The organism is Streptacidiphilus sp. MAP12-20, from assembly GCF_041262525.1.
Taxonomy (GTDB): Bacteria; Actinomycetota; Actinomycetes; order Streptomycetales; family Streptomycetaceae; genus Streptacidiphilus.
In genome coordinates, this window is sequence record NZ_JBGCCK010000003.1 from 265599 (window position 1) to 278522 (window position 12924).

At 72.1% G+C, this 12924-nt stretch carries 12 protein-coding genes; 9 read left to right on the forward strand and 3 right to left on the reverse strand.

The annotated features are described in order from the left end of the window. The first annotated feature begins 1 nt into the window (after position 1). The 3 genes from ABIA32_RS05640 (at position 2) to ABIA32_RS05650 (ending at position 2812) form a co-directional block, all read left to right on the forward strand. On the forward strand, positions 2 to 880 hold the full coding sequence (locus ABIA32_RS05640; RefSeq protein WP_370092712.1) for an acyl-CoA dehydrogenase family protein: 879 nt from the start codon (positions 2 to 4) through the stop codon (positions 878 to 880). 268 nt (positions 881 to 1148) lie between these two features. After that, positions 1149 to 1619 (forward strand): ATP-binding protein, encoded by a 471-nt coding sequence (locus tag ABIA32_RS05645; RefSeq protein ID WP_370092713.1) that lies wholly within the window; start codon positions 1149 to 1151, stop codon positions 1617 to 1619. Between the two features lie 176 nt (positions 1620 to 1795). Continuing rightward, the gene (locus ABIA32_RS05650; RefSeq protein WP_370092815.1) at positions 1796 to 2812 is read left to right on the forward strand and encodes a GDSL-type esterase/lipase family protein; all 1017 of its coding nucleotides are present in this window, start codon (positions 1796 to 1798) and stop codon (positions 2810 to 2812) included. A gap of 246 nt (positions 2813 to 3058) precedes the next feature. Here ABIA32_RS05650 and ABIA32_RS05655 read toward each other — a convergent pair whose 3' ends face one another. Further along, positions 3059 to 3994, reverse strand: coding sequence for a cyclase family protein (locus ABIA32_RS05655; RefSeq protein ID WP_370092714.1), 936 nt, complete (start codon positions 3992 to 3994; stop codon positions 3059 to 3061). A gap of 81 nt (positions 3995 to 4075) precedes the next feature. Here ABIA32_RS05655 and ABIA32_RS05660 point away from each other — a divergent pair, with 81 nt between their 5' ends. The 5 genes from ABIA32_RS05660 (at position 4076) to ABIA32_RS05680 (ending at position 9848) form a co-directional block, all read left to right on the forward strand. Beyond that, positions 4076 to 4984, forward strand: a complete 909-nt coding sequence (locus tag ABIA32_RS05660) for an SDR family oxidoreductase (protein ID WP_370092715.1) — start codon at positions 4076 to 4078, stop codon at positions 4982 to 4984. Positions 4985 to 4998: 14 nt separating this feature from the next. Then, complete coding sequence (locus ABIA32_RS05665) at positions 4999 to 6153, forward strand: acyl-CoA dehydrogenase family protein (protein ID WP_370092716.1); 1155 nt, start codon at positions 4999 to 5001, stop codon at positions 6151 to 6153. A gap of 150 nt (positions 6154 to 6303) precedes the next feature. Then, positions 6304 to 7782 carry an aldehyde dehydrogenase gene (locus ABIA32_RS05670; RefSeq protein WP_370092717.1) on the forward strand — a complete coding sequence of 493 codons (1479 nt, stop codon included), beginning with the start codon at positions 6304 to 6306 and terminating at the stop codon, positions 7780 to 7782. Positions 7783 to 7809: 27 nt separating this feature from the next. Then, positions 7810 to 8877, forward strand: coding sequence for a Zn-dependent alcohol dehydrogenase (locus ABIA32_RS05675; RefSeq protein WP_370092718.1), 1068 nt, complete (start codon positions 7810 to 7812; stop codon positions 8875 to 8877). 80 nt (positions 8878 to 8957) lie between these two features. Further along, positions 8958 to 9848, forward strand: a complete 891-nt coding sequence (locus tag ABIA32_RS05680) for a hypothetical protein (RefSeq protein ID WP_370092719.1) — start codon at positions 8958 to 8960, stop codon at positions 9846 to 9848. Positions 9849 to 9884: 36 nt separating this feature from the next. On the opposite strand, the gene ABIA32_RS05685 is transcribed toward ABIA32_RS05680, so the two are convergent. Continuing rightward, positions 9885 to 10874 (reverse strand): GlxA family transcriptional regulator, encoded by a 990-nt coding sequence (locus tag ABIA32_RS05685; protein WP_370092720.1) that lies wholly within the window; start codon positions 10872 to 10874, stop codon positions 9885 to 9887. 55 nt (positions 10875 to 10929) lie between these two features. Between ABIA32_RS05685 and ABIA32_RS05690 the strand changes: the two genes are divergently transcribed. Next, positions 10930 to 12294, forward strand: a complete 1365-nt coding sequence (locus tag ABIA32_RS05690) for an MFS transporter (RefSeq protein WP_370092721.1) — start codon at positions 10930 to 10932, stop codon at positions 12292 to 12294. Here the strand turns inward: ABIA32_RS05690 and ABIA32_RS05695 are convergent. Next, positions 12272 to 12892, reverse strand: a complete 621-nt coding sequence (locus ABIA32_RS05695; protein WP_370092722.1) for a flavin reductase family protein — start codon at positions 12890 to 12892, stop codon at positions 12272 to 12274. The two genes, ABIA32_RS05690 and ABIA32_RS05695, sit on opposite strands and share 23 nt — an antisense overlap. Positions 12893 to 12924: the final 32 nt, after the last annotated feature.

Consider the following 12924-nt stretch of genomic DNA (forward strand, 5'->3'; position numbering starts at 1 on the left):
GGTGCACTTCCAACTGACGGAGGATCAACGCGCGCTCCAGCAGGGCATGCGCGAGCTGCTGACGCGCGGCGAGCCGGGCTGGGAGCGACTGCACGACGTCGGCCTCTTCACGCTGCGGGTGCCGGAGGCGCAGGACGGGCTCGGGCTGGGGCTGGCGGAGGCCGTGCTCGCCTTCGAGGAGGCGGGGCGGGCGCTGGTGCGCGGGCCGCTGGTCGGCTCGGAGCTGGCGGCCACGCTGGGGCGGGACACGGCGGAAGTCGTCCGGGTGCCCGCGCGTGGGCCGGTGCTCGTGCCGTACCTGCCCGAGCTGACCTGGGTGCTGCTGCTCGACCTCGACGGCTCGCTCCGCATCGTCCCCAGCGCCGGCCTCGACGCGCGGCCCGCGCAGGCCGTGGACCCGCGGATGCCGCTGTGGGAGATCACCGGTCCGCTGCCCGACGGGGAGCTCTGCACCGCAGCGGACGCGGACCGGCTCGCCGCCGAGGCGACGCTGCTGACGGCCGCGCTCCAGTGCGGGCTCGCGGCCCGCGCCCTCGCCGACGCCGTCGACTACGCCCGCACGCGCGAGCAGTTCGGACAGCCGATCGGTGCGTTCCAGGCAGTGCAACACCTGTGCGCGGACATGCTCGCCCGCGCCGAGCTCGCGCGGGTCGCCGTGTACGCGGCGGCGGTCTCCGCCGATTCCGAGGAGATCGCGGGCGCGAAGCTGCTCGCGGACGAGGCCGCCGTCCACAACGCCCGCGACTGCCTGCAGGTTCACGGCGGAATGGGCTTCACCTGGGAGGCCCCGGTGCACCTGCTGCTGAAGCGCGCCTGGGCCTGGGAACGGGCCGTGGCGGACCGCGAACACTGCCTCGACCAGCTCGCTGGACACTTGTAGCAAGGGTGTTTTTGTCGCGACGCCGCTGGGATTCCCGGCGTCGCGGCCCGCTTCGGTTACGCTCACGGGGGTGCGCAGCAAGCAGTCCGTCGTTGGCGGCGGAGCGGCCGGGGCAGTATGCACCTGTGGGTGGCCCCTCGGCTGGAATATGCCCGAAGACCATGCTCGTCGGCCTGGCTCCGGATCATCCTTGAACACATACGCGCCGGTACGCGGCTCGCGCGGTCGCGCGGCCCGGCTGATCCCGCAAGCACGGGTGGTGTGACAGGTGCAGGTTCAGGCACAGGTGCTTCAGGTCCAGACGGCGGTTCAGGCCGACCCGGCGGAAGTGGGCCGCGCCCGCCGCTGGGCGCGCAGCCGGCTCACCGGCTGCGGCTTCGACCCGGACGCGGCGCTGGGGGAGACCTTGGTCCTGGTCGTCTCCGAACTGGTCACCAACGCGGTCGTGCACACCGGCTCCCCGGCGGTGCTGCGGCTGCTCTTCCCGGTCGGCCACGACGCGGAGCGCCGCCCGGTCCGGGTCGAGGTCGCCGACGCCAGCGACGCCCCGCCCGCGCCCAGAGTCGCGCCGGACGAGGACACCAACGGCCGTGGGCTTGAGCTGGTGAGCTTTCTGACGGATCGCTGGGGGTGGTTCCCCGACGGGAGCGGCAAGCGCGTCTGGTGCGAGCTGGCGCCGGAGGAGCCTGCCGTCGTCGCCGAGGCCCCGGCCGCCGCGCTGCACGCCATGGACGGCTGACGGCGCACGCGGGGGTTGCCGGTTGATCGTCCGCCCGAGGGGGAACCCTCTTCTGCATGAACGTTTCTCCCCCGGCCTCGCATGCACCCTGGAGTGCGGCCTGGGATGCGGCCGGGACCGTCCGGGCCCTGGAAGGCGTCGTCGACATCGAGTGGGCCCCTGACCGCTCCTGGGCGATGCCCTGGCGGCTCCCGGTCGCCGACCTCGACCTGCACCACCGCGACCTCGTGCTGCCGGCCATGTGCCCGAGCGGGGTGCGGATCCGGGTGCGCACCGCGTCCACGCGGCTGCTGCTGGACGCCGTCTCCGTGCAGCTCCAGGGCGGGCCGGTCTTCGAGGCCTGGTGCGATCTCTCCGTCGACGGAGAGCTGGTCCGTTCCACCGCGCTGGGCGTCGCCGGAGTCGTCTTCGGCGGGCTGCCCGCCGAGGTGAAGGACATCGAGATCGCCCTGCCGATCCTGCCCGCCGTCCGGCTGCGCGGCCTGCGCGCGCTCGACGGCGAGACGCTGCTCCCGCTGCCCGATGCGCGTCCCTGCTGGAGCGTCTACGGCAGCAGCATCAGCCACGGCTTCGCCGCCACGCCCACCCGGACCTGGCCGGCCACGGCAGCCCGGCTGATGGGCCGCAATCTCACCAACCTCGGGTACGGCGGCGCCTGTCTGCTCGACCCCTTGGTCGGGCGAATGCTGGCAAACCGCCCGGCCGATTTCATAACCCTGGAACTCGGTATCAATGTCTACAACTCCGCCGCATTGCGCGAGCGGACCTTCCTGCCCGCCGTGCACGGCCTGTTGGCTGAAATTCGCTCCCGTCAGCCCGAAGTTCCGGTCACCGTCCTCGGACCGGTGTTCGGTGGCGAACGGGAGACCGAACTCACGGACGGAATGTCCGAGGCCTTCGGCGACCTGACGCTGGACCAGCTCAGGGAGCAGTTGCACGACGCGGTTGAACTCCATCGCAAGCGTGGCGACACCGCGTTGACCTGGATCGACGGCCGCGATCTCTGCTCGGCCGCGGACGCTGCGCGCGGCGTGCTGCCCGACGGTCTGCACCCGGACGCCGAGCATCAGCAGGAGATGGGCCGGCGCTACGCCGTCGCCGAGGAGTCGTGTCGACGAGGGATACGGCAACAAACAGATGAAGGCTCAAACGCTGCGCAACCAATCCGAATTCCGGACAAGCCATTGACGTGACGTGTCCGCCTGATCACGCTTGGATTCAGCGATTCGTTGCGAGGGGACGCCAAGGGCGCCCGGTCGTCGTGCTGCCTGCTTCCTTGGCGAGTGCGGATCGCTTCGGTGCGGGTCAGGGCCCACGCGCCGAGAGCAGATGGCGGGGCGCCGTGCCGCGTGGAGAAGAACCGCGCACGGCGCCGCGCCACCTGCTTTGTCACGGGTTGTGCCACCTGCTTTGTCACATCAAGTCGGACTATTTCACCGTTATTTCACCGCGATCGGCGCCACCGGCGCGCCCACGCCGCCGACGAAGGGCTCGGGCGGGGCGGACAGCAGGAACTCGTGCACGCCGTCCTCGGCGCAGTCGGCGGCCAGCGTCTCCAGGTTCCAGTTCTGGCCCTGCATCATGCCCATCTCGACCAAGTCGAGGGCGTGGACCGGGAGGTACAAACCGTCGATTTCGGGCGGGAAGATCTCGAAGGTCAGTGTGTCGTTCGCCACAGCCACCACGTCGCGGGCGTGGAACCACTCCGGGCAGCGCAGCCCGAGGCCGGGGGAGGGGAAGGCGTAGGCGTCGCGGTCCCCGCCGAGGTAGAGCTGCATCTGTCCGGTGCGGACCAGCACCACGTCACCGGCGCGTACCTTGGTTCCGGCCTGCTCCTCGGCTGCCTCCAGGTCCTCGGGGGTGACGGCGTGGTCGCCGGGCAGTCGTCCGACGCCGCGGGCGCGTGCGACGTCCAGCAGCGCGCCGCGGGTGACCAGCGGCGTCGCCTTCTCGACGCCGGAGCGGGTCGCGCCCTCGTGGGCGTTGATGCTGTCGGCGGGGCGGTTGTTGTAGATCCGGCCCCCGTGGCTGACGTGGCCCAGGCCGTCCCAGTGGGTGGCCGCCTGCAGGCCGAGGGTCGCCACGTCGTCGCTGGTGGCGATGGCGCCGGGCCCGAACATCTCGTAGTTGAGCGCGACCATCGTGTGCAGCGGGTTGACCCGGCCGGGGATCATGCCGGTCTGTACGCCGTACTGCTGCAGCGGCAGTGCGAGGTTGAACCGCTTGCCGGTACGGACGCAGGCCGCGGCGGCGCGGACCACCTCGGGCGTGATCAGGTTCAGCGTCCCGATCTCGTCCTGGGCGCCCCAACGCCCCCAGTTGTTCACGCGTTTGGCGATGTCCCTGAACTCGTCGAAGTCGCTGGGTGCGGGCACGAGCTCCGCCTCCTCTTCCCGTCCGTCTGGTGGCCTGCCTAGAATCTAACGGTCCGTCAGATTCTTGAGGAGGGGTACGGCGTGGCTGAGTTCCTGCGCGGCAAAGTGATCGCGGTCACCGGGGCCGGACGCGGCATCGGGCGTGCGGTGGCGCTCGCCTGCGCCGCCGAGGGCGCGAAGGTCGTGGTCAACGACTACGGCGTGGGCATCGACGGCTCCGCCCCCGCGAGCGAGGTCGCGGACGAGGTCGTCAAGGAGATCGAGGCTGCAGGCGGCGAGGCCATCGCCGTCGCCGACGACATCGCCACCATGGCAGGCGGCGAACGCGTGGTCGGCGCGGCGGTCTCCGCCTTCGGCCGGCTCGACGGGGTCGTCTGCGTGGCCGGGATCCTGCGCGAGCGGATGCTGTTCAACATGTCCGAGGAGGAGTGGGACCCGGTCATCGCCACCCATCTCAAGGGCACCTTCACCGTCTTCCGGGCGGCGTCCGCGCTCATGCGCAAGCAGGGCGGCGGCACGCTGATCGGCTTCACCAGCGGCAACCACCAGGGCTCCGCCAGTCAGGCCAACTACAGCGCGGCCAAGGGCGGCATCATCTCGCTGGTGCGCAGCGCGGCGCTGGGCCTGAACAAGTACGGGGTGACGGCCAACGCGGTCGCGCCGGTGGCGCGGACGCGGATGTCGGCGAACGTGCCGATGGAGCTCAAGGAGATCGGCGAGCCGGAGGACGTGGCGGCCCTCGTGGTCTACCTGCTCTCGGAGGCCGCAAAGGAGATCACCGGCCAGGTCTACACGGTCGCCGGACCCAAGATCGCGGTCTGGGCGCAGCCTCGTGAGCTGCGCGCGATGTACGCGGAGTCGGGCTCCTGGACGCCGGAGAAGATCGCCGACTTCCTCCCCGGCACGGTCGGCGTCGACCCGATGCCGATGCTGGTCCAACTGGAGGCGATGGCCAAGGCCGCCGCCGCCAACGAGCGTCCGAACGCGTAGGCGGGACAGGTCTCATGGACTTTGGGTTCGACGCGGCGGACGAGGAGTTCCGCGCGCGGGCGCGGGAATGGCTCACGGCCCGGCTCGGCCCGGGCGGGGCCTTCGCCGACCTTCGCGGGGTCAAGGCCCCCGACGACGCGCAGCGTCGCCGCGCGTGGGAGCGGGAGCTGGGAGCGGGCGGCTGGATCGGACTTGGCTGGCCGGAGGGCAGCCTGACCCGCCAGGTCGTCTGGTTCGAGGAGTACGCCCGCGCCCAGGCCCCGGACCCGCTCGGCATCGTGGGCGAGCAGCTGCTCGCCCCGACACTGCTGCTGCGCGGCAGCGTCACGCAGCTGGAGCGGTACCTGCCGGGCATCGCCTCGGGGGAGGTGATCTGGTGCCAGGGCTACAGCGAGCCCGGCGCGGGATCGGATCTGGCGGCGGTCCGGACGGTGGCGGTTCCTGCTGCAGACGGAGACGGCTGGCTGGTCAGCGGGCAGAAGACGTGGACCTCGCTGTCGCAGTGGGCGGACTGGTGCTTCGTGCTGGCCCGCACGGAGCCGGGCTCGCAGCGGCACGCGGGCCTGAGTCTGCTGCTGCTGCCGATGGAGCAGGAGGCGGGGCGGATCGAGGTCCGTCCGATCCGGCAGCTGAACGGCGTGAGCGAGTTCAGCGAGGTCTTCTTCGACGAGGCACGGGCGGTCGACGTGCTGGGGGAAGTCGGGGAGGGCTGGTCGGTGGCGATGACGCTGCTGTCCTTCGAGCGCGGAGCGGGCATGCTGGGTCGCCAGATCGGCTACGAACGCGAGCTGGACGCGGTGCTGCGCGCGGCGGCCAACTCGGGCGCGGACCGGGATCCGGTCCTGCGCGAGGCGTTGCTCCAGCAGTGGGCCTCGCTGCAGGTCATGCGCGCGAACGCGCTCCGCACGCTGGGCACGGCGGAGCCGGGGACTGCGGCGGTGGCGAAGCTGGTCTGGGCAGGCTGGCACCAGCGGCTGGGTGAACTGGCCGTCCAGGTGCGGGGCCTGGCGGGTGCGTTCGCCGACGGAGCGGCGCATGGTGTGGACGATTACCCACTCACCGTCGCGCAGCACACCTTGCTCTTCTCCCGCGCGGACACGATCTACGGCGGCAGCGACCAGATCCAACGCAACATCATCGCCGAACGGGTCCTCGGGCTGCCGCGCTAGCGGCTTGAGGGGCGCGGGGAACTGCGCGAGAAACCACCGGCGTGCGGATGGCCCTGCTCGTTCGGATCAGTACCTGCGTGGGTGGCTTGTCGCGCAGTTCCTCGCGCCCCTGAGGTGTTGCAACCAACTCTTTTGAAGGACGTGCACGTTATGACCGCACATCGCCTCTTCATCAACAACGAATACCGTGACGGCGCCGCAGGAACCTACGACGTCGTCAACCCCGGCACCGAAGCCCTCGTCGGCGCCGCGCCCGAGGCCTCCCCCTCCGACGTCGCCGACGCCATCGCCGCCGCGCGCTCCGCGCAAGCGGAATGGGCGGGCGCCTCGCCGTCCGCCCGAGCGGCCCTGCTCGACCGGATCGCCGACCTGGTCCTGGAGCGCGCGGCAGACTTCGTGCCGCTCCTGCAGGCGGAGACCGGGGCCACCATCCGTGTCGCGTCGACCATGCAGCTGCCCGTCGTCGCCGACCGCTTCCGCCGTTACGCGCGCGGCGCGTTCGAGTCCACCGTCGAGCCGTTCCCCGCCTTGCCCGTCGCGGCGACCGCGCTGGCCGCGGGCGGGCTGACCAATGCCGCCGCCGCGCGGCGGCCGGTCGGGGTGGTCGGTTGCATCACCTCCTACAACTTCCCCATCGTCAACCTCGCCGGCAAGCTCGCGCCCGCGCTGGCGATGGGCAACACCGTCGTCGCCAAGCCGGCTCCGCAGGACCCGCTCGCCTGTCTCAAGCTCGGCGAGATCTTCCTGGAGGCGGGCGCGCCCGCCGGGATCTTCAACGTGGTCACCGACTCCGGCGCGGCCGCCGGCGCCACGCTCGTCGCCTCGCCCGACGTCGACATGATCAGCTTCACCGGCTCGACCACCGTCGGCCGCCGGATCGCCACCGACGGCGGCGCGACCATGAAGCGCCTCCTCATGGAGCTCGGCGGCAAGGGCGCGGCGATCGTCCTGGAGGACGCGGACCTGGGCAAGGCGATCCAGGCGATCGGTTCGACCTGGGCGTTCCACTCCGGGCAGATCTGCACCGCGCCCACCCGCGCGCTGGTGCACCGCTCCCGCTACGACGACGTCGTCGCCGGGCTCGCGCGCTACGCGTCCCGGTTGTCCGTCGGCAACCCGCTGCTGCCGACGACCGTCGTCGGGCCGGTCATCTCCTCGGCCCACCGCGACCGCGTCGAGGGCTACATCTCCGGCGCGATCAGCGAGGGCGCCCGTCTGGTCTTCGGCGGCACCCGCAAGGAGCACACCGCGGACTCGCCGGAGCTGCCCGGTGCGGGCTTCTTCGTCGCGCCCACACTGTTGGCCGACGTCACCCCCGCGATGACGATCGCTCGCGAGGAGGTCTTCGGGCCGGTCGTGGTGGTGATTCCGTTCGAGGACGACGAGGAGGCGATCGCCATCGCCAACTCGACCGAATTCGGGCTCTACGACTACCTCTTCACCGGCGACACCGCCCGCGCCTACGCGCTCGCCGCGCGCCTGCGCACCGGCAACGTCGGCATCAACACCGCCCAGCGGCACCCGGAGACGCCCTTCGGCGGCTTCAAGCAGAGCGGCGTCGGCCGCGACGGCGGCTCCTTCGGCCTGCACGCGTACAGCGAGCAGCAGGCCCTCGTCTGGCAGTCCTGAGCACCACCGGAGTTGGGAGAACACACAATGAAGGGCGTCATCTTCGACGGCAAGTCCCCTCAGGTGGTCGACGACCTGACGGTCCGTGAAGCGGGGCCGGGCGAGGTGATGGTGAAGATCGCGGCGGCTGGCCTCTGCCACAGCGACCTCTCCGTCATCGACGGGACCATCCCGTTCCCCGTGCCTGTGGTGTTGGGGCACGAGGGCGCGGGGACGGTGGAGTCGGTCGGCGCGGGCGTCAGCCACGTCAAGCCCGGCGACCACGTCGCGCTCTCCACCCTGGCCAGCTGCGGCACCTGCCGCGAGTGCGGACGCGGGCGGCCGACCATGTGCCGCAAGGCGATCGGGTTCCCCGGCAAGCCGTTCACCCGGGGCGACCAGCCGCTCTACAACTTCGCCTCCACCTCCGTCTTCGCGGAGCGGACGGTCGTCAAGGCGGTCCAGGTCGTCCCGATCGACCCGGCCATCCCGTTCACCTCGGCGGCACTGATCGGCTGCGGGGTGCTCACCGGCGTCGGCGCGGCGCTGAACCGGGCCAGGGTCGACATCGGCGACACCGTCGCCGTCATCGGCTGCGGCGGCATCGGCCTCAACGTCATCCAGGGCGCACGGATCGCGGGCGCCTCGCGCATCATCGCGATCGACGCCGTGGCGGAGAAGGAGTCGATCGCCCGGACCTTCGGCGCGACGGACTTCATCGACGCACGCGCCGTCGCGGACACCGTCGAGGCCGTCCGCGAGCTGCTGCCGAACGGAGTGGACCACGCCTTCGAGTGCGTCGGTCCGACCAAGCTCACCCGGCAGGCGATCGACATGCTCGACCGCCACGGCCAGGCCGTCCTGCTCGGCATGCCGGCGGCGGACGCGGAGGCGTCCTTCCGCCCGGTGGAGCTGTTCCTCGACAAGTCCATCCTGGGCTGCCGCTACGGCTCCAGCCGCCCGCAGCTGGACATCGCCCGCTACGCGCAGCTCTACGCCGAAGGCCGCCTGCTCCTCGACGAGCTGGTGACCTGCACCTTCCCGATCGACCAGTTCGAGGAGGCGGCGAAGGCCACCGAGACGGGCGGTGTGGCGCGGGCGGTGCTGACCTTCTGACCCGGAAGCGGAACCCATCCGACCGGGTGACGCGTACGGCTCACGCCACTAGGGTGCCGCGCGTAGAAGGGAGCCCGGCCATGGGGCAGACGTCGTTCACGGTGGGAGTCCTGCGCCAGGCACAGCAGTTGGAGGCCGAGCTCGGGCGTGTCGCGCAGACGCCCGCGACGGCGGCCCCGCGCGCGCAGGTCGAGGGGGACCTCACCGTGGCCCGCGATGCGGCGGCCGGAGGCGGGGGCTGGTGGAGCCGGTTCATGGACTGGGCCACCGGCGCGAGCGTCGAGATTGCCTGGGGAGCGCTGCACCGTGCGCAGCGTGCCCTGGTCACCGTCCAGCCCGCCGAGAGCCTGCGGGCCCAGGTCCCGCGCCTGGAGGAGATCGCCCGGTCGACCTTCGCGCCGGACCGGGCCAAGTCCGAGATCCAGACCCTCGATTCGTGGCGCGACCCCGCCGTCGCGCCCGACCCGCTGGTCGCCCAGCGCATCCTGGCGGCGCACCACGCCGTCTCCGACGCCCGCCACCAGCAGGTGCGCCGGACGCGCAACGCGCTCTACGCGCTGCTCGGAGTCTGCGCCGCGCTGGTCGTCGCGCTCTGGGTCACCGGGGTGACCGGCGGGCCGGTTGTCGGCCTGGGCGCGCTGTCCGGGGCGCTTTCGGTGGTGGTGCTGGCCGACAAGCAGTCCGGGGGCACCGGCGTCTACAACCTCGTCCCCGCCCAGGGGCTTCTGAAGCTCGTCGCCGGAGCGGCCACTGCAGTCCTGGCGGTCAAGGTGATCGACGGCTCCGGCGGCGTCGCCGTCTCGGACAGCCGCGACGCCCTCTACGCCGTGGTCTTCGGCTTCGTCCAGCAGGCGTTCACGCGGCTGGTCGACCAGCAGGCCCAGGTGCTGTCCCAGGGACCCGACGCCCGCAACAGCACGGACGCCACCGGCGCCCCGGCGGCCCCGGCGCCGGGCGCGGCGGGGGCCTGAAGTCGGGGTCCGAAGCCGGGGACCGAAGCCGGCGACCTACGGCGAACCGTGGAAGGTCCGGCGGTAGGCGGTCGGGGAGACGCCCAGCACCGTCTGCATGTGCTGGCGCAGCGACGCCGCGCTGCCGAAGCCCACCTCGTGGGCGACCCGGTCCACCGTCAGGTCGCCGTGCTCCAGCAGCTGCCGGGCCCGCTGGACCCGCTGCACCAGCAGCCACTGCACCGGGCTCTGGCCCGTCTCGTCGCGGAACCTGCGGGTGAAGGTGCGCACGCTCATCGAGCACTGTTCCGCCAGTTGACCGAGTGTCAGCGGCTGCTCCAATCGCTCCAGCGCCCAGCTCCGGGCCGGGGCAGTGCCCTCGACGCCGGGTTGGGGGACGGCGGCGTCCACGTACTGCGCCTGGCCGCCCTCGCGCCAGGGGGCGACGACGCAGCGGCGGGCGACGTAGTTGGCGACCGCCGAGCCGTGGTCGCGGCGGACGATGTGCAGGCAGAGGTCCACGCCCGCCGCGACGCCGCCGGAGCTGAGCAGGTCGCCGTCGTCGACGAAGAGCACGTCCGGGTCCAGCTGCGCCTTCGGGAAGAGCTGCCGGAACTGCTCGGTGTAGCGCCAGTGCGTGGTGGCCCGGCGGCCGTCGAGCAGCCCGGCCGCGCCGAGCACGAAGGAGCCGGTGCAGATGGAGACCAGCCGCGTCCCCGGCCGGATGTGGCCCAACGCCCACTCCAGCTCGGGTGAGAGTCGACCCTCCGTGAAGACCGGGCCCAGTTCGAAGGAGGCCGGGATGACCACCGTGTCGGCCTCGGCCAGCAGCTCCGGGCCGTGGTCCACGCTGATCCGGAAGTCGCTGCCGGTGCGCACCGGACCGCCGTCCAGAGTGCAGGTGCGCACCCGGTAAAGGGGTGCGGCGCCGCGCTCGTGGGCCGACTCGAAGATGCGCGAAGGCGTCGCCAGCTCGAAGGCGACCACGCCCTCCAGCGCGAGGATCGCGACCTCGTGCGGCGGTGCGGGGGCGGTTGCGTGCGTCATGCCTCCACTCTCCCCCTGGCCCGATCCTTGCGCAAGGTGGCCATCCAGCCACTCGATGGTCCGGTCGTCGCTCCGCCATGCTCCTGTCGTGACCGATCAGCTGACCCCCGCCGCCACCACCGCCACCCCTCAAGCACCCCCGGCTGCCCGCGGTCCGCGCCTGCACTACGCGTGGATCGTCGCCGTCGTCGCCCTGCTCGTGCTGGTCGGCGCGGCCGGGTTCCGGTCGACCCCCGCGCTGCTGATGGAGCCGCTGCACCACGAGTTCGGCTGGTCGCACGGCCTGGTCGGGGCGGCCGTCTCGATCAACATGCTGCTCAACGGCCTCGCCGCGCCCTTCGCCGCCGCGCTGATGGACCGCTTCGGGGTGCGCCGCGTCGTCTCCGCAGCGCTCGGCATGATGGCCCTCGGCTCCGGGGCCACCCTGCTGATGACGCAGCCGTGGCAACTGCTGCTCTCCTGGGGCGTCCTGGTCGGCCTCGGCTCAGGATCGATGGCGCTCGCCTTCAGCGCCACCGTCACCGGCCGCTGGTTCGTCGCCAGGCGCGGGCTGGTCACCGGCGTGCTGACCGCCGCGAGTGCCGCCGGCAACCTGGTCTTCCTGCCGGTGCTGGCCTGGCTGGTGCAGCAGTACGGCTGGCGCAGCGCCTCGATGACCGTCGCGATCTGCGCCGTCGCCGTCGTCCCGATCGTCGCCCTGCTGATGCGCGAGCGCCCCTCCGACCTCGGCCTGCTGCCCTACGGCGCGCCCGAGGACTACGCCGAGCCCGCCGTCGACACCGGCAAGGGCCTGCGCGCCCTCCGCGTGCTGCGCGAGGCGTCGCGCACCAAGGCCTTCTGGCTGCTGACCGCCTCGTTCGCGATCTGCGGCGCGAGCACCAACGGCCTGGTCGGCACCCACTTCATCCCCGCCGCCGGAGACCACGGCATGGCGGAGACGGCCGCTGCGAGCCTGCTCGCGCTGGTCGGGGTCTTCGACGTCGTCGGCACGGTCTTCTCCGGCTGGCTCACCGACCGGATGGACTCGCGCAAGCTGCTCGGCGTCTACTACCTGCTGCGCGGCATCTCGCTGCTGTTCCTGCCGGTGCTCTTCGCGCATACCGTGCACCCGAGCATGGTGGTCTTCATCATCTTCTACGGCCTTGACTGGGTCGCCACCGTGCCGCCCACCGTCGCCCTGTGCCGGGAGTGGTTCGGCGAGGACGCACCCATCGTCTTCGGCTGGGTCCTCTGCGGCCACCAGGCGGGCGCGGCGATCGTCGCCGCCGCAGCCGGCGTGATCCGCGACCAGCTCGGCAGCTACGACCTCGCCTGGTACGGCGCGGGCGCGCTCTGCGCGGTCGCGGCGACCTGCTCGGTGCTGCTGCGCCGTCCGAAGCAGCAGCCGCCCGCCGGGGTCAGCCTTCCAGCAACTGCCTGAACGAACTGCGGTAGAAGACGAGCGGCCCCGCCTCGCCCCCGCGCGGGGCGGCCAGCTCGCGGACCCGGCCGAGCACGATCAGGTGGTCCCCGCCGGTGTGCACGGCGTGGATGGTGCAGTCGACCCAGGCCAGCGCGTCCGCCAGCCGTGGCGAGCCGGTCGCGGGCGCGGGCTGCCAGTCGACCCCGGCGAACTTGTCCGCACCGGTCGAGCTGCTGACGGCGAAGGAGCGGCAGAGCGGGCCCTGGTCGTCCGCGAGCACATTGACGCAGAACGCCCCCGCTCGCGCGATCCGCGGCCAACTGGCGGAGGTCCTCGCCACGTTGAAGCAGATCAGCGGTGGATCCAGCGACAGCGACGCGAAGGACTGGCAGGCGAAGCCGACCGGTCGCCCGTCCTCCCCGGCGGCGGTGATCACGGTCACCCCGGTCGCGAAGTGCCCGAGCGCGTCCCGCAGCGCGGGCGCGTTCCCCTCCTCCGGGCCGACGGTGAGATCCGCGCGCTCGACCGACTGTTCCACCGCACGCAGCACCGCGGGCGTCGCGCCGCTCTCCCGCAGGTAGCGGACGGCCGCCACGGCCATTCCCTCGTGACCCATGGAGTCCTCCGGTCGTCGTGTTTTCCATTGAA